This window comes from Pseudomonas sp. RC3H12 (assembly GCF_018596375.1).
In the GTDB taxonomy this organism is placed as follows: Bacteria; Pseudomonadota; Gammaproteobacteria; order Pseudomonadales; family Pseudomonadaceae; genus Aquipseudomonas.
Genome location: NZ_CP075595.1, coordinates 1,772,555 through 1,792,202 on the forward strand (window position 1 = coordinate 1,772,555; position 19,648 = coordinate 1,792,202).

Annotated in this window: 23 protein-coding genes; 12 read left to right on the forward strand and 11 right to left on the reverse strand. The window is 64.9% G+C overall.

The window, feature by feature from the left end; genetic code table 11:
• Window positions 1-15: 15 nt before the first annotated feature.
• Window positions 16-384 (reverse strand): Mor transcription activator family protein, encoded by a 369-nt coding sequence (locus KHO27_RS08115; protein WP_102682324.1) that lies wholly within the window; start codon window positions 382-384, stop codon window positions 16-18.
• Between the two features lie 444 nt (window positions 385-828).
• On the opposite strand from KHO27_RS08115, the gene KHO27_RS08120 reads away from it, so the two are divergent.
• Window positions 829-1,017 (forward strand): hypothetical protein, encoded by a 189-nt coding sequence (locus KHO27_RS08120; protein WP_023632313.1) that lies wholly within the window; start codon window positions 829-831, stop codon window positions 1,015-1,017.
• Window positions 1,018-1,053: 36 nt separating this feature from the next.
• Here KHO27_RS08120 and KHO27_RS08125 read toward each other — a convergent pair whose 3' ends face one another.
• Window positions 1,054-1,416, reverse strand: coding sequence for a fe2+ zn2+ uptake regulation protein (locus tag KHO27_RS08125; protein ID WP_110699391.1), 363 nt, complete (start codon window positions 1,414-1,416; stop codon window positions 1,054-1,056).
• A 200-nt stretch (window positions 1,417-1,616) separates the two neighbouring features.
• Here KHO27_RS08125 and pvdQ point away from each other — a divergent pair, with 200 nt between their 5' ends.
• A complete protein-coding gene (pvdQ, locus tag KHO27_RS08130) occupies window positions 1,617-3,923 on the forward strand; it encodes a bifunctional acylase PvdQ (RefSeq protein WP_502937609.1) in 2,307 nt (768 codons plus the stop codon).
• A gap of 71 nt (window positions 3,924-3,994) precedes the next feature.
• On the opposite strand, the gene KHO27_RS08135 is transcribed toward pvdQ, so the two are convergent.
• Both KHO27_RS08135 and KHO27_RS08140 read right to left on the reverse strand, forming a co-directional pair.
• Window positions 3,995-4,717, reverse strand: a complete 723-nt coding sequence (locus KHO27_RS08135; RefSeq protein ID WP_110699389.1) for a UDP-2,3-diacylglucosamine diphosphatase — start codon at window positions 4,715-4,717, stop codon at window positions 3,995-3,997.
• Entirely contained in the window at window positions 4,714-5,217 is a 504-nt protein-coding gene (locus KHO27_RS08140) for a peptidylprolyl isomerase (RefSeq protein WP_110699387.1), read from the reverse strand. The genes KHO27_RS08135 and KHO27_RS08140 overlap by 4 nt, the downstream gene beginning before the upstream one ends.
• A 247-nt stretch (window positions 5,218-5,464) precedes the next feature.
• Between KHO27_RS08140 and KHO27_RS08145 the strand changes: the two genes are divergently transcribed.
• The gene (locus KHO27_RS08145; RefSeq protein WP_102682320.1) at window positions 5,465-7,168 is read left to right on the forward strand and encodes a glutamine--tRNA ligase/YqeY domain fusion protein; all 1,704 of its coding nucleotides are present in this window, start codon (window positions 5,465-5,467) and stop codon (window positions 7,166-7,168) included.
• Window positions 7,169-7,177: 9 nt separating this feature from the next.
• Window positions 7,178-8,560, forward strand: coding sequence for a cysteine--tRNA ligase (gene cysS / locus KHO27_RS08150; protein ID WP_110699385.1), 1,383 nt, complete (start codon window positions 7,178-7,180; stop codon window positions 8,558-8,560).
• Window positions 8,561-8,678: 118 nt separating this feature from the next.
• Here the strand turns inward: cysS and KHO27_RS08155 are convergent, their stop codons facing one another.
• The 7 genes from KHO27_RS08155 to KHO27_RS08185 all read right to left on the reverse strand — a co-directional run bounded on the left by KHO27_RS08155 (window position 8,679) and on the right by KHO27_RS08185 (window position 13,621).
• Entirely contained in the window at window positions 8,679-10,070 is a 1,392-nt protein-coding gene (locus KHO27_RS08155; RefSeq protein ID WP_214501581.1) for a sensor histidine kinase, read from the reverse strand.
• Window positions 10,048-10,728, reverse strand: coding sequence for a response regulator transcription factor (locus tag KHO27_RS08160; protein ID WP_038706001.1), 681 nt, complete (start codon window positions 10,726-10,728; stop codon window positions 10,048-10,050). Before KHO27_RS08160 ends, KHO27_RS08155 begins: the two co-directional genes overlap by 23 nt.
• Before the next feature lie 172 nt (window positions 10,729-10,900).
• Window positions 10,901-11,920 carry a branched-chain amino acid aminotransferase gene (locus KHO27_RS08165; RefSeq protein WP_038706002.1) on the reverse strand — a complete coding sequence of 340 codons (1,020 nt, stop codon included), beginning with the start codon at window positions 11,918-11,920 and terminating at the stop codon, window positions 10,901-10,903.
• Window positions 11,921-12,045: 125 nt separating this feature from the next.
• Window positions 12,046-12,288 carry a hypothetical protein gene (locus KHO27_RS08170; RefSeq protein ID WP_214501582.1) on the reverse strand — a complete coding sequence of 81 codons (243 nt, stop codon included), beginning with the start codon at window positions 12,286-12,288 and terminating at the stop codon, window positions 12,046-12,048.
• Window positions 12,285-12,767, reverse strand: coding sequence for a hypothetical protein (locus KHO27_RS08175; protein ID WP_214501583.1), 483 nt, complete (start codon window positions 12,765-12,767; stop codon window positions 12,285-12,287). The genes KHO27_RS08170 and KHO27_RS08175 overlap by 4 nt, the downstream gene beginning before the upstream one ends.
• A 135-nt stretch (window positions 12,768-12,902) precedes the next feature.
• Complete coding sequence (locus tag KHO27_RS08180) at window positions 12,903-13,256, reverse strand: hypothetical protein (protein WP_214501976.1); 354 nt, start codon at window positions 13,254-13,256, stop codon at window positions 12,903-12,905.
• Entirely contained in the window at window positions 13,253-13,621 is a 369-nt protein-coding gene (locus KHO27_RS08185; protein ID WP_046855821.1) for a glyoxalase superfamily protein, read from the reverse strand. Before KHO27_RS08185 ends, KHO27_RS08180 begins: the two co-directional genes overlap by 4 nt.
• 283 nt (window positions 13,622-13,904) lie before the next feature.
• Between KHO27_RS08185 and KHO27_RS08190 the strand changes: the two genes are divergently transcribed.
• The 8 genes from KHO27_RS08190 to ureG are packed head-to-tail and all read left to right on the forward strand — an operon-like array spanning window position 13,905 to window position 19,449.
• Entirely contained in the window at window positions 13,905-14,738 is an 834-nt protein-coding gene (locus tag KHO27_RS08190) for an urease accessory protein UreD (protein ID WP_214501584.1), read from the forward strand.
• A gap of 10 nt (window positions 14,739-14,748) precedes the next feature.
• Window positions 14,749-15,051 (forward strand): urease subunit gamma, encoded by a 303-nt coding sequence (locus tag KHO27_RS08195; RefSeq protein ID WP_038706005.1) that lies wholly within the window; start codon window positions 14,749-14,751, stop codon window positions 15,049-15,051.
• Between the two features lie 10 nt (window positions 15,052-15,061).
• Entirely contained in the window at window positions 15,062-15,379 is a 318-nt protein-coding gene (locus tag KHO27_RS08200) for an urease subunit beta (RefSeq protein WP_110699374.1), read from the forward strand.
• Window positions 15,376-17,079: an urease subunit alpha gene (gene ureC, locus KHO27_RS08205; RefSeq protein ID WP_214501585.1), complete on the forward strand. Its 1,704-nt coding sequence runs from the start codon at window positions 15,376-15,378 to the stop codon at window positions 17,077-17,079. Before KHO27_RS08200 ends, ureC begins: the two co-directional genes overlap by 4 nt.
• A 10-nt stretch (window positions 17,080-17,089) precedes the next feature.
• Window positions 17,090-17,575 carry an urease accessory protein UreE gene (ureE, locus tag KHO27_RS08210; protein ID WP_214501586.1) on the forward strand — a complete coding sequence of 162 codons (486 nt, stop codon included), beginning with the start codon at window positions 17,090-17,092 and terminating at the stop codon, window positions 17,573-17,575.
• Between the two features lie 19 nt (window positions 17,576-17,594).
• The gene (locus KHO27_RS08215; protein WP_110699368.1) at window positions 17,595-18,140 is read left to right on the forward strand and encodes a HupE/UreJ family protein; all 546 of its coding nucleotides are present in this window, start codon (window positions 17,595-17,597) and stop codon (window positions 18,138-18,140) included.
• Window positions 18,140-18,814 (forward strand): urease accessory protein UreF, encoded by a 675-nt coding sequence (locus tag KHO27_RS08220; protein WP_214501587.1) that lies wholly within the window; start codon window positions 18,140-18,142, stop codon window positions 18,812-18,814. The genes KHO27_RS08215 and KHO27_RS08220 overlap by 1 nt, the downstream gene beginning before the upstream one ends.
• Window positions 18,815-18,825: 11 nt before the next feature.
• On the forward strand, window positions 18,826-19,449 hold the full coding sequence (gene ureG, locus KHO27_RS08225; RefSeq protein WP_110699364.1) for an urease accessory protein UreG: 624 nt from the start codon (window positions 18,826-18,828) through the stop codon (window positions 19,447-19,449).
• Window positions 19,450-19,648 lie beyond the last annotated feature (199 nt).

Here is a 19,648-nt window from a genome sequence, read left to right on the forward strand (position 1 = left end):
TTGACCAGGCGCTGGCTACGCCTGTCTACGGATGTTGCCGATCTGTCGCAGGCTCAATCCATACTTGTCGGCGAGCAGGCTGCGTGACAGCCCGCTGGCGCTCTCCCGCTGGATCTGCTGGTTGCGCAGCTGGCGCTGGAAGTGGTCGGACTTGGGGATCTCCAGGGCAAGGCCGGCGAAACGCTGGATCAGCGCATCAAGCGCCTCGGGCGGCAGCACATCGGCCAGTTTCGTGCGTTGGCGATGCTTGGGGATGTACTTGGGGCGTCCGCCAAAGGCATGGGTCAGCCGGTAGGCGTTGTCCAAACCGATGCATTCGATCAGTGCCTGCAGCGACTGAGGCAGTTGGGTGAGGTCGATGTTGCTCAGGTCTGGCATTTCCACGAAATGGTTCCTTCCGTCATTGGGTTTGGCCGGCGCCGAGGTCCCGGTGGGCTGCGGCGACGGTTGCCACGGGGAGGTCCGCGTGGCGTGGCCAGATTTTCGAACAGCGACGGAAAAAGTCGCTAGGGCCGAAGCGGACCGGGGCTTGTAGTCGTCCTTGTCTGTTGTTTGCGGGCAGCCGGACGCCTTGAAGTAGGAAATGCCTTCACCCTTGCGCTGCAGGCCCCAAACCATCTAGAGAAAGGGTTCCATGATGGCTTACTGGGTAGCTTACCTAGACATGCACCTACGGGCGCATCTCGACGCTACCGTGGGGCAGGGGCAGGAAAGGGGGGATTGCTGCGTGGGGAGCCGGCAGGAACTGCAGCGAGGGGCAAGCGGCCGAGGTATCATGGCGTCGGCTCCGCTGGAGCCTCATGTCCCCGATGTCGCAAGGAACCTCCGATGACACACGTGCAGCGCCTGAAATATTCGATCCTGATCATCCTGGTGGTCCTGGGGATCATGCTTGGCCTAAGTTACCTGCAGAAGCAGGGCACTATCAGCGAGCAGACATTCCAGTACGTCGCCATCGCCATTGCGGTGGTCGTGGTGGTGATCAACGGGATCCTGCGGCGCAAGGTGAAACCCTGAAGCAGGCGGGCCGGCATATCCTTGCCGGCCATGTGCTCAGCGCGAGGCGGGTTGCTCGAGCACGGCCCGGGCCTGAGGGTTCAGGCTGTAGCATTTGTCGCTACCCAGGTTGATCACGCCTTCGCTGCACAGGCGCTTGAGCACCTCGCGCACGCTCAGGAACGACAGCGGGATGTCCAACTGCTCGAGTTGCGCATGCACGCCACGCACACCAATGCTGCGGCCATTGCGGCCGGCGGTGTGCAGGGCGTCGATGACCTTCAGGCGGATCAGGCTGGTGCGCAGGCCGTAGGCGCGCAGCAGCTCGCGGATCTGTTCGTTGCCCACGCGTTCCTCCTGGGAGGCGGCAGCCTGGCTGGGTGCAGGCTGCGCCGCTAGCGCTTGTTGCGGGTTGTACATGTGAATGCTCCTTTTCGTGGACTGTCCCGAAATCATCGGTGCCTCACATCTAAAGACGTTTGAGCTCGACAAAACTGCAACCCCCGGTGAAAAAAATCTGACACGTTCTGTTGAGAACGTTGCAGCACTGCGTCGAACGTAAAATTTTCATCTGGCCATTCGTCTGTTCGGGATGACCCCGATAAGCACGAGGAGTGCCTGTGATCCCTCTTCCCCTGTTTCGCCTGGGCTTTGCCGCTGCCCTGGTCGCTTCCAGCCTGACCCTGCAGGCGCGTGAGGTCGATGGCGAGGCCTCCGCGCAGATCCGTCGCACCAGTTTCGGCGTGCCGCATATCCTGGCCAAGGACGAGCGCGGCCTGGGCTACGGCATCGGCTACGCCTATGCCCAGGACAACCTGTGCCTGCTGGCTGGCGAAGTACTGACCGTCAATGGCGAGCGCTCCCGCTATTTCGGTGCCGACGGCAAGACGGTCGAGCAGCGTGACAATCTCTCCAGCGACCTGTTCTTTACCTGGCTCAACGAGCCTGCGGCGGTAGACAGTTTCCTCAAGGCGCAGCCGGTGGCGGTGCGCGACCTGCTTGACGGTTATGCCAACGGCTACAACCGTGCCCTGGGTGAACGGCGGGCCGAGGGGCTGCCGGCCGAGTGCGGGGCAGGGGAGTGGCTACGACCGATCACCAGTCGCGATCTGGTCAAGCTGACCCGGCGCTTGCTGGCCGAGGGCGGTGTGGGGCAATTCGTCGAGGCCGTGGTCGCCGCGACGCCACCCAAGCTGGCGGCGCAGCGCCCGGCGGTCGACTACAGCGTGGCCCTGGCGCGACAGGCGCAGTTCGCCGCCGAGCGTGGCAGCAATGCCGTGGCCGTGGGCGCTGAGCGTTCGGCCAATGGCCGCGGGCTGCTGCTGGCCAACCCGCACTTCCCGTGGATTGGCGGGATGCGCTTTTACCAGATGCAGTTGACCATCCCCGGCCAACTGGATGTGATGGGAGCGGCGTTGCCGGGCCTGCCGGTGGTCAATATCGGGTTCAACCGGCACCTGGCCTGGACCCACACGGTCGACACCTCCAAGCACTTCACCCTCTACCGCCTGCAACTGGACCCCAAGGATGCCACCCGCTACCTGTATGACGGCCAGTCGCTGCCGCTGGAGCGCAAGCTGCTAACGATCACGGTGAAGGGTGAGGACGGTACGCTCAGCCAGGTCGAACGCACGATTCACCTGTCGAAGTTTGGCCCTGTGGTGCAATGGCCCGGCCGTCTGGATTGGGACAATCACGCCGCCTACAGCCTGCGCGACGCCAACCTCGACAACACCCGGGTATTGCAGCAGTGGTACCGGATCAACCGTGCCGACAGCCTGCAGGCGCTGAAGGCGTCGGTGGGCGAGCTGCAGGGCATCCCCTGGGTCAACACCTTGGCAGTGGACGCTGCTGGCCAGGCCTTGTACCTCAATCAGTCGGTGGTGCCCTATGTCGACCAGGGGATGCTGGAGCAGTGCAGCAACCCGGGCGCGTCGGGCCCGCTGGTGGTGCTTGACGGCTCGCGCAGTGCCTGCCAATGGAAGGTGGATGCGCAGGCTGCACAGCCAGGCATTTTTCCAGCGAGCCTGTTGCCGAGCCTGGAGCGGCGCGACTATGTGCAGCACGCCAACGATTCAGCGTGGATGGCCAACCCGGCCCAGCCGCTGACCGGCTACTCACCGCTGGTCAGCCGTGCCGACCAGCCCTTGGGCATGCGCAGCCGCTTCGCCCTGCAGCGCCTGCAAGGTAACGCCAAGCTGGGTGTCGCCGAGCTGCAGCGCATGGTGTTCGATGACGAGGTGTACCAGGCAAGCTTGCTGATGCCGGACTTGTTGCAATGGTGCAAGGGCGTGGAGGCGGACATTCAGTCGGTGTGCGCCAGCCTGCAGGCGTGGACCGGCAAGGCCGACCAGGGCAGCGGTATCGGCCTGGTTCATTTCATCAATATCGCCGGCGCGTTGACCGAGCATCCGCAAAGCTGGCGCGTGCCGTTCGACCCGGCCGACCCGTTGCACACGCCTCGTGGCCTGGCGGTGGAGCAGGCCGCGGTGCGCAGGCTGCTGCACGAGGCGGCGCTGGGCTCGCTTGCGCAGGTGAGCGAGGCCGGTATCGCCGCCGACCAAAGTTGGGGGCAGATTCAGCAGGCCGCCGATGGCACGCCGGTGCCCGGCGGGCCGCAGGCGTTGGGCGTCTACAACGCGATGGTCAGTGTGCCGGTGGGGCCGGGCAAGCGCCTGGTGGTCAGTGGTTCGAGCTATCTGCAGGTGGTCAGCTTCACCGAGCAGGGGCCGCAGGCCCAAGGGTTGCTGGCGTTCTCGCTGTCGAGCGAGCGGGCGTCGGCGCATGCCGCCGACCAGACCCGAGCCTTCGCGGCCAAGCAACTGGCGTCGATACCGTTCACCGAAGCGCAGATCAAGGCTGATCCGCAGTATCGGCAGTATGTGATCAGCGAGCGGGACAAGGGACAGGTGGTCAGCGCCAAATAGCACCGTAGATGGCAGCGCGGGGCAAGCCCGCTCCTACGAGAGTTGTAGGAGCGGGCTTGCCCCGCGCTGTTTCAGGAGAAGTCGAACGGGGCCAGCTGGAAACCCTGTTCGTCCACCTGCAACGCCCAGCCCCGACGATCCCAGTCCCCCAGCACGATACGCCGCGCCGGCTGGCCGTCGACCACCAGCTTGTGCAATGCCGGCCGGTGGGTGTGGCCGTGGACCAGGGTGCGCACGCCATGGGCGGCCATCACCTTGGGCACTTCCTCGGGGGTGACATCGACGATCTCGGTGCTCTTCATGCGCACCTGCGTGCTGCTTTCGCTACGCAGCTTGCGCGCCAGCTTGTGCCGCGTGCCCAGCGGCAGGTGCCGCAGGATCCACAGGGTCAGCGGGTTGCGCAGGTAACGGCGCAGCTTCATGTAGGCCACGTCGCGGGTGCACAGGGTGTCGCCGTGCATCAGCAGCACCGCCTCGCCACCGAGTTCGACCACGCTGGGGTCGGCCAGCAGGGTGCAGCCGGCGGCGTCGCAGAACGCCTGGCCGATGAGAAAATCGCGGTTGCCGTGCATCAGGTAGATCGCCGTGCCGCTGTCGCTCAGCCGGCGCAGGGCCTGGCAGATCGACTGCTGGAAGGGCGTCATCGCATCGTCGCCGATCCAGGCCTCGAAGAAGTCGCCGAGGATGTACAGCGCCTTGGCGTGGCGGGCGCGGCCGTCGAGCAGATCAAGAAACGCCCGGGTGATGTCCGGGCGTTCTTCTTGCAGGTGCAGATCGGAGATCAGCAGTATCACTCAATGATCTCGGCTTTCTCGATGATCACGTCTTCTTTCGGCACGTCCTGGTGGCCAGACTTGGAACCGGTGGCGACCTTTTCGATGGCGTCGACAACCTCGGTGCCTTCGGTCACTTTACCGAACACGGCGTAGCCCCAGCCTTGAACATTCTTACCGCTGTGGTTGAGGAAGTCGTTGTTCGAGGCGTTGATGAAGAACTGCGCGGAGGCCGAGTGCGGCTCCATGGTACGGGCCATGGCGATGGTGTACTTGTCGTTCTTCAGGCCGTTGTCGGCCTCGTTCTGGATGCTGGCACGCTTGTCACGTTTTTCGTTCATGCCTGGCTCGAAACCGCCGCCCTGGATCATGAAGCCCTTGATCACACGGTGGAACACGACGTTGCTGTAGTGCCCGGCCTTCACATATTCGAGGAAGTTGGCCACGGTGATCGGGGCTTTTTCGTCATTCAGTTCAATGACGATATCGCCGTGGTTGGTGCTCAGTTTGACTTTGGACATGCTGAAATTCGCTCTTTCAAGGCATTCGGGAAATAGGGTGCGCGCTGCGCTCGGACAACCTGACCCAGGATCAGGCAGCCTCGGCACACGCCACTGGGGCGCCATTGTGCCGGATTGTAGACCGCTGCGGCGACAAAACGCGCCACTTTGTCGGTGCTCCGGCTGTCAGCAGCTTGACTGCTTCGGCTATGATAGGCCCTTTGATTCAATCGGCCTACCCGGCCGGCTACCTGCATTCAAGGACACTATGAGCAAGCCCACTGCCGACAACGCGCCAAACGCCGCTGCCAAAGGCGCCCCCGCCGTCCCTGTGAACTTCCTGCGGCCGATCGTCCAGGCCGACCTGGACGCGGGCAAGCACCAGAGCATCGTCACCCGTTTCCCGCCGGAGCCCAACGGTTATCTGCACATCGGCCACGCCAAGTCGATCTGCGTCAACTTCGGCCTGGCCAAGGAATTCGGCGGCGCCTGCCACCTGCGTTTCGACGACACCAACCCGGCCAAGGAAGACCAGGAGTACATCGACTCCATCCAGCGTGACGTCAAGTGGCTGGGCTTCGAATGGGCAGGCCCGGTGCGCTATGCATCCGACTACTTTGACCAGTTGCACGCCTGGGCCGTGGAGCTGATCAAGTCGGGCAACGCCTACGTCTGCGACCTGACCCCCGAGCAGGCCAAGGAATACCGCGGCAGCCTGACCGAGCCAGGCAAGAACAGCCCGTTCCGCGAGCGCAGCGTCGAGGACAACCTGGACCTGTTCGCCCGCATGAAGGCCGGCGAGTTCAAGGACGGCGAGCGCGTGCTGCGTGCCAAGATCGACATGGCCTCGCCGAACATGAACCTGCGCGACCCGATCCTGTACCGCATCCGCCATGCCCACCACCACCAGACCGGTGACAAGTGGTGCATCTACCCCAACTACGACTTCACCCACGGCCAGTCGGACGCCATCGAAGGCATCACCCACTCGATCTGCACCCTGGAGTTCGAAAGCCACCGTCCGCTGTACGACTGGTTCCTCGACAAGCTGCCGGTGCCGGCGCACCCGCGCCAGTACGAGTTCAGCCGCCTGAACCTGAACTACACCATCACCTCCAAGCGCAAGCTCAAGCAACTGGTGGACGAAGGCCACGTCGAGGCCTGGGACGATCCGCGCATGTCGACCCTGTCGGGCTACCGCCGCCGCGGCTACACCCCGGCCTCGATCCGCAACTTCTGCGAGATGATCGGCACCAACCGTTCCGACGGCGTGGTCGACATGGCAATGCTCGAGTTCAGCATCCGTGACGACCTCGACCGCACCGCGCCGCGCGCCATGTGCGTGCTGCGCCCGCTGAAGGTGGTCATCACCAACTACCCCGAGGGCCAGGTCGAGCAGCTCGAACTGCCGCGCCATCCGAAGGAAGACATGGGCGTGCGCGTGCTGCCGTTCGCCCGCGAGCTGTACATCGACCGCGACGACTTCATGGAAGAGCCGCCCAAGGGCTACAAGCGCCTGGAGCCGGCCGGTGAAGTGCGCCTGCGCGGCAGCTACGTGATCCGCGCCGACGAGGCGATCAAGGACGCCGAAGGCAACATCGTCGAGCTGCGCTGCTCGTACGACCCGGACACCCTGGGCAAGAACCCCGAAGGCCGCAAGGTCAAGGGCGTGATCCACTGGGTGCCGGCCGAGGGCAGCATCGAGTGCGAAGTACGTCTGTACGACCGTCTGTTCCGCTCGGCCAACCCAGAGAAGACCGAAGACGGCGGCACGTTCCTCGACAACATCAATCCCGATTCGCTGCAGGTGCTCAGCGGTTGTCGCGCGGAACCTTCCCTGGGCCAGGCCCAGCCAGAAGACCGCTTCCAGTTCGAGCGCGAAGGCTACTTCTGCGCCGACCTGAAAGACTCCCAGCCGGGTCGCCCGGTGTTCAACCGCACCGTGACCCTGCGCGATTCGTGGGGCAGCTGAGGAACCTTCGTGCTTACCATCTACAACACGCTGAGCAAGACCAAGGAAGTTTTCAAGCCGCTGGACGGCAACAAGGTGCGCATGTACGTGTGCGGCATGACCGTGTACGACTATTGCCACCTGGGCCACGGCCGCAGCATGGTGGCCTTCGACCTGGTCACCCGCTGGCTGCGCAAGAGCGGCTATGAGCTGACCTATGTGCGCAACATCACCGACATCGACGACAAGATCATCAACCGGGCCAACGAGAACGGCGAGTCGTTCGACGCGCTGACCGCCCGAATGATCGACGCGATGCACGAGGACGAGCGCCGCCTGAGCATCCTCAAGCCGGACCTGGAGCCGCGTGCCACCGACCATATCCCCGGCATGCACGCGATGATCCAGACCCTGATCGACAAGGGTTACGCCTACGCGCCGGGCAATGGCGACGTGTACTACCGGGTCGGCAAGTTCGTCGGCTACGGCAAACTGTCACGCAAGAAGATCGAAGACCTGCGCATTGGCGCGCGCATCGAAGTCGACGAGGCCAAGCAGGACCCGCTGGACTTCGTGCTGTGGAAGGGCGTCAAGCCCGGCGAGCCGTACTGGGATTCACCGTGGGGGCCGGGCCGTCCGGGCTGGCACATCGAATGCTCGGTAATGTCCACCTGCTGCCTGGGCGAGAGCTTCGACATCCACGGTGGCGGCAGCGACCTGGAGTTCCCGCACCACGAGAACGAGATCGCCCAGAGCGAGGCGGCCACCGGCAAGCAATACGCCAACGCCTGGATGCACTGCGGCATGATCCGCATCAATGGCGAGAAGATGTCCAAGTCCTTGAACAACTTCTTCACCATCCGCGATGTGCTCGACAAGTACCACCCGGAAGTGGTGCGTTACCTGCTGGTGGCCAGCCACTATCGCAGCGCGATCAACTACTCCGAGGACAGCCTGCGCGACGCCAAGGGCGCGCTCGAGCGTTTCTACCATGCGCTGCGTGGCCTGCCGCGCGTGGCTGCCCAGGGTGGCGAGGCGTTCGTCGAGCGTTTCACCGTGGCGATGAACGACGACTTCGGCACGCCTGAGGCCTGCGCGGTGCTGTTCGACCTGGTGCGCGAGATCAACCGCCTGCGTGACAGCGACCCCGAGGCCGCCGCCGGCCTGGCCGGTCGTCTGCGCGAGCTGGGGGATGTGCTGGGTGTATTGCAACTGGAAGCCGATGACTTCCTGCGCGCCGGTGCAGAGGGCAAGGTCGATGCCGCCGAAGTGGAGGCGCTGATCCAGGCGCGTCTGCAGGCGCGCACCGACAAGAACTGGGCCGAATCCGACCGCATCCGCGACCAGCTGGCCGCCATGGGCGTGGTGCTGGAAGACAGCAAGGGCACCACCACCTGGCGCCTGGCGGACTGATACTGCAACCGGGGCCGCTGTGCGGCCCAATCGCGGGGCAAACCCGTTCCCACGTCGACGCACCTGCAATTGGGTGTCAACGTGGGAGCGGGCTCGCCCCGCGATGCTTTTCAGGCTGCTACTTCGCCGGCCCCGCCAACGGGCAATGCAGCACCAGTTTTGCCCCACCCAGTGCACTGCTGGCCACCTCCAGCCCGAACCCATGCAGGTCGACAATCGCCGCGACGATCGACAGCCCCAGCCCGAACCCCGCGTGGCGATGGCCTTCCTCGCTGCGGTAGAAGCGCTTCAACACCGCCTCGCGCTCATCCGCCGGGATCCCCGGCCCACTGTCCTCGACTGCAATATGCACGCCGGCCTCGTCCTCGCTGGCGACGATACGCACCTGTCCGCCTTCGGGGGTGAACTTGATGGCATTGCCCACCAGGTTGGCCAGTGCCTCGAACAGCAACTCCCGGTCGCCATGCAGCGCCGCCAGCTGCGCAGGCTGCTCCAGGTGCAGGCGAATGCCGCCATCTTCGGCCAGCGGCAGGTAGAAGTCATGCAGCTCCTCCAGCAACGCCTGCGGGTCGAGCCGGACAAAGCCGGCGCGGCGCTGTCGGTCTTCCAGTTCGCTGATGCGCAGCAGGCCGCGAAAGCGTGCCATCAGCGTGTCGGTCTCGCCGATCGCCTGGTCCAGCGCCTCGCCTTCGGCGGAGTCGCTGCCGCTTTGCTGGCGGATGCGGTAGAGCTGGGCACGCAGGCGTGTCAGCGGAGTGCGCAGGTCGTGGGCGATGTTGTCACAGACGCCCTTGACCTCGTGCATCAGCCGCTCGATGCGGTCGAGCATGGCGTTGACGATGGCGGCAAGCATGTCCAATTCGTCGCGCCGGGCCGACAGGGGCAGGCGGTGGGTGAGGTCGCCGGCGACGATCAGCTCGGCCTGGGCTTGGATCGCGCGGATGCGTTTGAGCGGCCGGCGCCGCAGCAGGTACCAGCCGGCAAAGCCAGGGATCAAGGTTAGCGAGATACCCCAGAGCAGGGCATCGAGGATGATTCTTGTCACCACGAACAGCGAGCCGTTGTCGCGCACCAGCACCAGCCAGCGACCGTCCTGCACCTTGATCGCCACGGCATCGCAGCTGTCGCGGGGCAGGTGGGGGTCGTCGGCGTCCAGGCATCGCTTGAGCTCATGGACCTTGCCGTCAAGGCCCAGCTCCGGGGGTATTGCACGGATGCGCCCGCCGATCGGGTTGAGCTGGGCGTCGAACAGGCCGTAGGCGTCGAAGCTGCGTTCCTCGAAGGCCTGGCTTGCCACCAGCGCGTCGTCCAGCTGCTTGCCGCTCATGTGGGCGAACAGGTGCTGGCGTTGCAGCATCGAGTGGCGGGTGAGCTTGTTCAGGTAGCTGCTGACCTCGAAGTACAGCACCCCCATGAGGATGCTGCTCCAGGCCACGAACAGGAAACTGTACAGCGCCAGCAGACGGCTGGTGGAGGAGCTCCAGCCCTTAGACGGGTTCGGCAATGGCATAGCCGGAGCCCCGCACGGTGCGAATCAGCGGGTTCTGGCCGGGAGAGTCGATCTTCTTGCGCAGCCGGCCGATGTGCACGTCGATCAGGTTGGTGCCAGGGTCGAAGTGATAGCCCCAGACCTCCTCGAAGATCATCATCCGGGTGATCACCTGGCCGGAGTGGCGCATCAGGTACTCGAGCAGCTTGTATTCGGTGGGCAGCAGGTTCAGCGCCTGTTCGCCGCGGCGGGCTTCGTGGCTGATCAGGTCCAGCTCAAGGTCGGCGACCTGCAGGCGGGTCTGGGTCATCGGCACGCTGTTGCGGCGCAGCAGCACCTCGACCCGGGCGGCCATCTCGTCGGAGGCGAACGGCTTGGTCAGGTAGTCGTCACCTCCGGCGCGCAGGCCGCGCACACGCTCGTCGACGTCCGACAGGGCACTGATCATCAGGATCGGCGTGGCGATCTTCAGGTTGCGCAGGGTGGTGACGATGGTCAGGCCGTCGACCTCGGGCAGCATGCGGTCCAGGGTGATCAGGTCGTAGCCGCCGGCGATGGCCTTGGCCAGGCCTTCACGGCCATTGTCGGCCCAGTCGACTTCCAGACCGTGGCTGGACAGTTCGGCGACGATTTCCTGGGCGGTGACAGCGTCGTCTTCGATGGTCAGTACGCGTGGCATGCTGGTTCCTGGGCGGCGAGTGGAGACCTGATTGTGCCAAAGAATAGACAACCGGCGATTTAAGAAAAATTCATCTACGCAATACTGCCGTGGCTGACCGGGCGATGGCGCAGCAGTAAAGGAAAAGGGGCGTGCCATTGCTGGCACGCCCCTTTCTCATGACGGCACAGGCTTAAACGACCTTGACGATCCAGCCCGCTGGCGCCTCGACGTCACCGCTCTGGATACCGGTCAGCTCGGCGTACAGCTTCTGCGTCACAGGGCCGACTTCGGTTTCGCTGTGGAATACGTGCAGCTTGCCGTTGTACTGGATGCCACCAATCGGCGTGATCACCGCAGCGGTACCGCAGGCACCGGCTTCGACGAAACGGTCGAGTTTGTCGATTTCCACGTCGCCCTCGATGACCTTCAGGCCCAGGCGCGATTCGGCCAGTTCCATCAGCGACAGGCGGGTGATGCCCGGCAGCACCGAGACCGACTTCGGCGTGACGAATTCGTTGTTGGCGGTGATGCCGAAGAAGTTGGCCGAACCGACTTCCTCGATTTTCTTGTGGGTCAGCGGGTCGAGGTAGATACAGTCGGCGAAGCCGGCTTTCTTGGCTTCATAGCCTGGCTGCAGGCTGGCCGCATAGTTGCCGCCGACCTTGGCCGCGCCGGTGCCTTGCGGGGCGGCACGGTCGAAGTCGGAGATGAGGAATTTGTGCGGGGTCATGCCGCCCTTGAAGTACGAACCGACCGGGATGGCGAAGACCGAGAAGATGAACTCGGGGGCGGTGCGCACGCCGATGTTGTCACCGGTGCCGATCACGAACGGACGCAGGTACAGGGCGCCCTTGCCGTGCGGTGGAACGAATTTTTCGTTGGCCTTGACCACCTGCTTGCAGGCTTCGATGAACTGTTCGGTCGAGACGCGTGGCATCAGCAGGCGGTCGCAGCTGCGCTGCATGCGCGCGGCGTTCTGGTCCGGGCGGAACAGGTTGATCGAGCCATCCTTGCAGCGGTAGGCCTTCAGGCCTTCGAAGCACTGCTGGCCATAGTGCAGGGCGGTGGAGCCTTCACTGATGTGCAGCACATTGTCTTCGGTCAGGGTGCCCTTGTCCCACTCGCCGTTACGCCATACGGACAGGTAACGTTTGTCAGTCTTGATGTAGTCGAAACCCAGCTTGTCCCAGTTAATGCTTTCGTTACTCATGACACCCTCATTGCTCTTGCCCGAACACGGCGGGCTGCTTTTATATGCGCACCCCGCCACCTTAATACATCCGGCGCGGATCGGGAACGGCCAGTCACACAATCCGCCGGGCGTGTTCCTTCGGGTCAGTCGCTGTCGCGATGACGATTACGATGAACGAACAGGCCTGAGCCTGTGCAGAGCAGAAATGTCACCCACATAAACGACTCCACGCCCAGGTACAGGCCCTGAGGAAGGAACCGCCAAACCAGCACGCCTGCGACAATCAGAGACAGCCCGGCCCATTTGCGTACCGTTGCAGCGCGAAGGTTGTGGTGGAGCACGGCTGCTGCAAGGGTGAGCAGCGCCGCGGCGATGAAGGTATTCATGGGCGGGCCTGGATAATCAGCGATTGGCTTGACCGTTGCGGTCCGATGCCTCCGCTGACAGTCGCCTCTATGTACACCATCCTATCGCCCATGTGATAAGTCGGTAACCTGCTGCTAACCAGTGGGCCGATGCTTACCCCCAGCGCGGCGCCGGTTATTGGCGCGACCAAGCCGACGGGTACCCCAATAGCTGTGCTGATTAGCGCACCGACGTGCCCGCGTTGGTCATTTAGTGCATCGGCTTGTTCTCTGGTGAGCGCTTTTGAGATCGATACCCGAATCTGGCAGGGACGGCCCTTCGCCTGCATACGGTCATAGACCTGAATCAAGGTCTCCGTCACTCGGTAGCTGGCCTGCCGAGCGCTCGTGAAATCAAGCATCGCAAGTCGTGCGCGGTCTGCTGGGTGAATAGTCAGTTCATGAACATCAAGCACGATGCCGCGGTTGGCGATGACTTGATAGGTTTTCTCGAATTGCACTGTGACTGCCCTTTCGTTGCCGGGGCGTGTTTCCCAGGGCCTGACAGTGAAAGGTTTTTGCAGTTGAACGAAGCTCCGTGCTTCCGAATTGGCTGTGGGATTTTTCTGTGATTTTGACCCGGGCGAGGGTCGGCCTCAGCGCAAGCGCCGGTTCCAGTCCCCCCCATGATCGCGCCAGCAGGCTTCTTCGCTGTCGAAGCGCACGTGCCAGGCCACGTGGTCCAGCGCGATGCCAGCATCGCTCAGTGCCTGGGCCGTCAGCGCGATCATCCGCGCCTTGTCCGCGCCGGCCAGCGCGCGGGCCTTGTCGGTGTCGTCGGTGAACACCCAGGTGATGCGCAGGCTGGCAGGGAAGTCGTCGAGGTCCACCTGGTGGGTGAGCCAGGCGAAACCGACGATCTCGCCCTGGGCAGTGGCGCAGGCTTCGGTCAGGCAGGCGACCATCTCCCGCTCCAGGCGCGCCAGGGCACGCTTGCCGCTGGCCATCAGACGTTGTCGATCTGCTGGCAGAAGCGCAGGCGGTTGCCGAACGGGTCGGCAACCTGCATTTCCAGGCCCCAGTCGACCGCCTCGGCCTGCGGGCGGGCGTAGCCGTAGCGCTTGGCCAGCAGTTCGCGCTCCAGCGCCTTGAGGTCCTCGACCCGGGCAAACACCGCCGAGCCGGGCGTGGCGTCGCCGTGGTGCTCGGACAGGTGCAGGATCAACCCGTCGCGGTGGATCTGCATGTACAGCGGCAGGTCCGGGGCGAAGCGGTGTTCCCAATCGAGCTGGAAACCCAGGAAATCAAGGTAGAACTCCCTGGCCTTGTCGACCGAGAAGATCCGCAGAATCGGAATGGCGGGGGCGAATTGCATGGGGGCATCCTTGGCTCGAAAAAGGGCAGGGTGGTCACTTTAGCCTACTTCGCCACGCCGGCAGGCACTTGAATTGCGCGTCCGGGCGCAGCCGCTCTGGCCCGCAGCCTTGCGGCATGACTGACGGTCCGAAAGTTTCATCATCGTTCATCTGCGCAGTTGGCCCGCTCCCTGCTATATCCCTCCAGCGAATATTGATCGAGTGGTCAGCCCGGCGCGCCTGCAAGCGCCCCGCGCAGTGCCCTCATCCGGCCGTCAGGCCATGGACTTCAGGGGTTTGAGGATGTCGTTGGCGCAGCAGATCGACCCACCGCAGGCAGACCCGGGCTGGAGCGCCCACCTGCAGTTGCGCTTCGTCCGGCGCGATGACGTGACCCGTCTTGGTGCGCGGCGTCATGTCGGACCACTTTTGGTGCAGCGGCCGTTCTATCCGGAGGGTGCGCCATGCCATGTCTATGTGCTGCATCCGCCAGGGGGCATCGTCGCCGGCGACCGCCTCGAACTTGATGTTCACCTCGAGCCCGGCAGCCATGCCTTGCTGACCATGCCCGGCGCGAGCAAGTTCTACCGCAGCATCGGCCCTACCGCGCGGCTCGCCCAGCGCTTTCACCTCGCCGCCGGCAGCACTCTGGAATGGCTGCCGCAGGACAGTATATTTTTCAATGGCGCCCGCGCCTGCCTCGACAACTGTTTCAGCCTTGAGCCCGGTGCGCGCCTGCTGGCCTGGGAGACGCTGTGCCTGGGTCGCCCGGTGATGAACGAGCGCTTCGAAGAGGGCGCGCTGGACAGCCGCCTGCGCATCGAACTGCCCGGCGACCCCGGCCTGCACGAGCGCCTGCGCATCGAGGGCGGGCAGCTGGGCAAGGTGGCCGGGCACCCGTTGCTCGCCACCTTCTGCGCAGTGCCCGCCGACTCAGCGATGCTGGAGCGGGTGCGTCAGGTTCTCGACGAACTCGACACCCCAGCCGGCGCGACGCTGCTCGGCTCACTGCTGGTGATCCGCCTGCTCGACCACGACAACCAACACCTGCAACGCAACCTGCAGCGCCTCTGGCACCTGCTGCGCCCGGCCGTGCTTGGCCTGGCGCCGTGCCCGCCGCGCATCTGGGCCACCTGAGAGAGCCGCCATGGAGCTGACCCCGCGAGAGAAAGACAAACTGCTGCTGTTCACCGCCGCCTTGCTGGCCGAGCGGCGCTTGGCCCGTGGCCTGAAACTGAACTACCCGGAGGCGGTGGCGTTGATCAGCGCCGCGGTGCTCGAAGGCGCCCGCGATGGCCGCACGGTGGCCGAACTGATGAGCCTGGGCCGCGAGGTGCTGGTGCGCGAGCAGGTGATGGCCGGCGTGCCGGAAATGCTGCACGACGTCCAGGTCGAAGCGACCTTCCCCGACGGCACCAAGCTGGTGACCGTGCATGAACCCATCGTTTGAGGAGGCCGGCATGATTCCCGGAGAAGTCCAGGTCGCCGCAGGCGACATCGAGCTCAATGTCGGCCGCCAGAGCGTCAGCGTCAGCGTGGCCAACCATGGTGACCGCCCGGTGCAGGTGGGCTCGCACTACCACTTCTACGAAGTCAACGACGCCCTGGTGTTCGAGCGCGAGCCGACCCGGGGCTTTCGCCTGGACATTCCGGCCGGCACCGCGGTGCGCTTCGAGCCGGGGCAGGCGCGCACCGTGCAACTGGTGGCCTACGCCGGCAAGCGCGAGGTGTACGGCTTTCAGGGCAAGGTGATGGGCGTGCTGGAGGGCAGGGCATGAGCCGGATTTCCCGCCAGGCCTACGCCGACATGTTCGGGCCTACCGTCGGTGACCGCGTGCGCCTGGCCGACACCGCATTGTGGGTGGAGGTGGAGAAGGACTTCACGATCTACGGCGAGGAGGTCAAGTTCGGCGGCGGCAAGGTGATCCGCGACGGCATGGGCCAGGGCCAGATGCTCGCGGCCGAGGCCATGGACCTGGTGCTGACCAATGCGCTGATCATCGACCACTGGGGCATCGTCAAGGCTGATATCGGCGTCAAGCATGGCCGTATCGCCGCCATCGGCAAGGCCGGCAATCCTGATGTTCAGCCCGGCGTCACGGTACCGGTAGGGCCGGGCACCGAGGTGATCGCCGCCGAAGGCAAGATCGTCACCGCCGGCGGCATCGACTCGCATATCCACTTCATCTGCCCGCAGCAGGTGGAGGAGGCGCTGACCAGCGGCGTGACCACTTTCATCGGCGGCGGCACCGGGCCGGCCACCGGCACCAACGCCACCACCTGCACCCCGGGGCCCTGGTACCTGGCGCGCATGCTCCAGGCCGCCGACTGCCTGCCGATCAACATCGGCCTGCTGGGCAAGGGTAATGCCTCGCGGCCCGAAGCCCTGCGCGAGCAGATCGCCGCTGGCGCCGTGGGCCTCAAACTGCACGAGGATTGGGGCTCGACGCCTGCCGCCATCGACTGTTGCCTGGGCGTGGCCGAGGAAATGGACATCCAGGTGGCGATCCATACCGACACCCTCAACGAGTCGGGCTGCATCGAGGACACCCTGGCCGCCATCGGCGATCGCACCATCCATACCTTCCACACCGAAGGGGCGGGCGGCGGCCACGCGCCGGACATCATCCGCGCAGCGGGCCAGGCCAACGTGCTGCCGTCCTCGACCAACCCGACACTGCCCTACACCGTGAACACGGTGGACGAGCATCTGGACATGCTCATGGTCTGCCACCACCTGGACCCGAGCATCGCCGAGGACGTCGCCTTCGCCGAATCGCGCATCCGCCGCGAGACCATCGCCGCCGAGGACATCCTCCACGACTTGGGCGCCTTCGCCATGACCTCGTCCGACTCCCAGGCCATGGGGCGGGTCGGCGAGGTGGTGCTGCGCACCTGGCAGGTGGCGCACCAGATGAAGCTGCGCCGCGGCCCGTTGTCTCCGGACAGCAGCTACAGCGACAACTTCCGGGTCAAGCGCTACATCGCCAAGTACACCCTCAACCCGGCGCTGACCCACGGTATCGCCCACGAGGTCGGCTCGGTGGAGGTGGGCAAGCTGGCCGACCTGGTGCTGTGGGCGCCGGCGTTCTTCGCGGTCAAGCCAGCGCTGGTGCTCAAGGGCGGGATGATTGCCACGGCGCCGATGGGCGATATCAACGGCTCGATCCCGACCCCGCAACCGGTGCACTACCGGCCGATGTTCGGCGCCCTGGGTGCGGCGCGGCATGCCACGCGCATGACCTTCCTGCCCCAGGCCGCACTGGACCGTGGCCTGCCCGAGCAACTGAAGCTGCAGAGCCTGATCGGTGTGGCCCATGGTTGCCGGCGGGTACGCAAGGCCGACATGGTCCACAACACCCTGCAACCGCTGATCGAAGTCGACGCGCAGACCTACCAGGTTCGCGCCGATGGCGAGCTGCTGGTGTGCGAGCCGGCGCACGAGTTGCCGCTGGCGCAGCGCTATTTCCTGTTCTGAAGGAGCGAACATGATTGTCCTCACCCGTCGGATCACTGAGTCCGAAGCCATCACCGGCACCGTCACCCTGGATGTCGATAGCCGCATCAAGAGCCGCCTGCGCGTCACCCTGGACGATGGTCGCGAGGCTGGGCTGGTGCTCGAGCGCGGCCATCTGCTGCGAGGCGGCGAACTGCTGGCCGATGCTGAAGGCCAGCAGGTCATTCGCGTGCTCGCTGCGCCCGAGACGGTCTCGACCGTGCGCTGCGCCGATCCGCTCCTGCTGGCCCGCGCCGCCTACCACCTGGGCAACCGCCACGTACCGCTGCAGATCGAGCTGGGCCTGTTGCGCTTCCAGCACGACCATGTACTCGACGACATGCTGCGTGGCCTGGGGCTGGAGGTGGTGACCGAACAGGCACCGTTCGAGCCCGAGGCCGGCGCCTACCAGAGCGCACCTCACAGCCATTCCCACGGCCATGACCACCCGTTCGTGCGCCTGCCAGCCCATTCCTGACCTCATCCTGGAGCCCACAATGAAAAAGACGTTCGCCCTGGTACTGCTGATGGTGGCCTTGCCGGCCTTCGCCCATCCCGGCCACGACAGTAACCCGTTGCAGGATGGCCTGCTGCACCCGCTGACCGGCCTCGATCACTTGCTGATGCTGCTCGGCACCGGCGTACTCGCCGCCCTGACCAGGCGCAACCTGACCTTGCCATTGGCGACCCTGGCCGCGATGTTCGGCGGCGCGGTCTGTGGCCATCTGTTCGGCGATGTGGTCGGCATGGAGCAGATGATCCTCGGCTCGCTGCTGGTGGCCGCTGCCGCCATGCTGTTGCCGAGCCGTCAGCTGCTGCTGTCGCTGATCATGCCGGTATTCGCCCTGTTCCACGGTTGGGCCCATGGCGTGGAAGCCACCCCCAGCGCGTTCTGGCAGTTCAGTGCCGGTTTCGTCACGGTCAGCGGCCTGCTGCTGGCGGCGGGCTTTGGCGTCGGTTGCCTGCTGCGGCGCCATGCCGGCCTGCAGAAGGCCTTCGGCGGCGGCTTGCTGGCGGGCGCTGCGCTGGTGCTGGCCGGCTGATGCACAGCGACCTGGCGCTGCTGCGCTTGCTGCAGTTGGCCAGCCCCGGCTTGCCGGTGGGCGGCTTCACCTACTCGCAAGGCCTGGAATGGGCCGTGGAAGCCGGTTGGGTGAAGGACGCCAAAGACTTCGCCGCCTGGCAGCGCGAGCAGTTGCACGACACCCTCGGCTACCTCGACTGGCCGTTGCTGGCGCGCCTGTACAAGGCCTGCCAGGCGGACGATGCCGACGCCTTCGCGCACTGGAGCCAGTTTCTTTTGGCCAACCGCGAGACCGCCGAACTGCGCCTTGAGGAACGGCAGCGCGGCAGCGCCCTGGCGCGTCTGCTCGATGGCTGGCAACTGGGGCAGGAGCCGGCCTGGCGCGCCAGCCTCGAACTCAGCCAGCTGGGCGGCATGGCCTGGCTCGGGGTGCACTGGTCGATCCCGCTGCGCCAGCTCGCCCTGGGCCATGGCTTCGCCTGGCTCGAAGGCGCGGTGATGGCGGGGGTGAAGCTCGTGCCGTTCGGCCAGCAGGCCGCCCAGACCCTGCTGCGCGACTTGGGCGAGGAACTGCCTGCCGTGCTCGATCATGCCCTGACCCTGGACGACGAACAGCTAGGCGGTGGCCTGCCACTGCTGGCCATCGCTTCGTCGCGCCATGAAACCCAATACACCCGTTTGTTCCGTTCCTGAGGACTGCCACGATGCAAAACTACCAGCAACCCCTGCGTGTCGGCGTCGGCGGCCCGGTCGGCTCCGGCAAGACCGCGCTGCTCGAAGCCCTGTGCAAGGCCATGCGTGATCACTACCAGATCGCCGTGGTGACCAATGACATCTATACCAAGGAAGACCAGCGCATTCTCACCGAAGCCGGGGCCCTGGAGCCTGAGCGTATCGTCGGCGTCGAGACCGGCGGCTGCCCGCACACGGCGATCCGCGAGGACGCCTCGATGAACCTGGCCGCCGTCGAGGCGCTGGCGCGCCAGTTCGGTAACCTCGAGGTGATCTTCGTCGAGAGTGGCGGTGACAACCTCAGCGCCACCTTCAGCCCGGAACTGGCCGACCTGACCATCTATGTGATCGATGTCGCCGAGGGCGAGAAGATCCCGCGCAAGGGCGGGCCGGGCATCACCAAGTCGGACTTCCTGGTGATCAACAAGACTGACCTCGCGCCCTATGTGGGGGCGTCGCTGGAGGTGATGGAGCGCGACACCCGACGCATGCGCCCGGAGCGGCCGTGGACGTTCAGCAACCTGAAGAAGGGCGAGGGGCTGCAGGCAGTGATCGATTTCATCGTCGAGCGCGGAATGCTGGGGGGCAGGCGGTAGAGGTGCAGTAACCATGAGGCAGAGCACAGCCCGCGTAGTGCTTCGCCTCACGGCTGCTGGCCCTGTACCTTGGCGCCAACACGTTCTCAAACACGACTTCCTACAAAGTCAAAGGAGCGCTTTTAAGCGGCAAAGCGGTCTTTTCCTAACGCTGCCTGGCATGGATGACAGATAGAGTCTGGCGGGCTGCAGGAGAAAA

Coding starts and splice junctions, on each gene's coding strand:
- KHO27_RS08215 (WP_110699368.1), top strand. CDS start 17,595: ATGAAAAAGACGTTCGCCCTGGTACTGCTGATGGTGGCCTTGCCGGCC.
- KHO27_RS08200 (WP_110699374.1), top strand. CDS start 15,062: ATGATTCCCGGAGAAGTCCAGGTCGCCGCAGGCGACATCGAGCTCAAT.
- ureE (WP_214501586.1), top strand. CDS start 17,090: ATGATTGTCCTCACCCGTCGGATCACTGAGTCCGAAGCCATCACCGGC.
- KHO27_RS08120 (WP_023632313.1), top strand. CDS start 829: ATGACACACGTGCAGCGCCTGAAATATTCGATCCTGATCATCCTGGTG.
- ureG (WP_110699364.1), top strand. CDS start 18,826: ATGCAAAACTACCAGCAACCCCTGCGTGTCGGCGTCGGCGGCCCGGTC.
- KHO27_RS08160 (WP_038706001.1), bottom strand. CDS start 10,728: ATGCCACGCGTACTGACCATCGAAGACGACGCTGTCACCGCCCAGGAA.
- KHO27_RS08185 (WP_046855821.1), bottom strand. CDS start 13,621: ATGCAATTCGCCCCCGCCATTCCGATTCTGCGGATCTTCTCGGTCGAC.
- KHO27_RS08145 (WP_102682320.1), top strand. CDS start 5,465: ATGAGCAAGCCCACTGCCGACAACGCGCCAAACGCCGCTGCCAAAGGC.
- KHO27_RS08155 (WP_214501581.1), bottom strand. CDS start 10,070: ATGCCATTGCCGAACCCGTCTAAGGGCTGGAGCTCCTCCACCAGCCGT.
- KHO27_RS08190 (WP_214501584.1), top strand. CDS start 13,905: ATGTCGTTGGCGCAGCAGATCGACCCACCGCAGGCAGACCCGGGCTGG.
- KHO27_RS08170 (WP_214501582.1), bottom strand. CDS start 12,288: ATGAATACCTTCATCGCCGCGGCGCTGCTCACCCTTGCAGCAGCCGTG.
- KHO27_RS08125 (WP_110699391.1), bottom strand. CDS start 1,416: ATGTACAACCCGCAACAAGCGCTAGCGGCGCAGCCTGCACCCAGCCAG.
- ureC (WP_214501585.1), top strand. CDS start 15,376: ATGAGCCGGATTTCCCGCCAGGCCTACGCCGACATGTTCGGGCCTACC.
- KHO27_RS08140 (WP_110699387.1), bottom strand. CDS start 5,217: ATGTCCAAAGTCAAACTGAGCACCAACCACGGCGATATCGTCATTGAA.
- KHO27_RS08220 (WP_214501587.1), top strand. CDS start 18,140: ATGCACAGCGACCTGGCGCTGCTGCGCTTGCTGCAGTTGGCCAGCCCC.
- KHO27_RS08165 (WP_038706002.1), bottom strand. CDS start 11,920: ATGAGTAACGAAAGCATTAACTGGGACAAGCTGGGTTTCGACTACATC.
- KHO27_RS08195 (WP_038706005.1), top strand. CDS start 14,749: ATGGAGCTGACCCCGCGAGAGAAAGACAAACTGCTGCTGTTCACCGCC.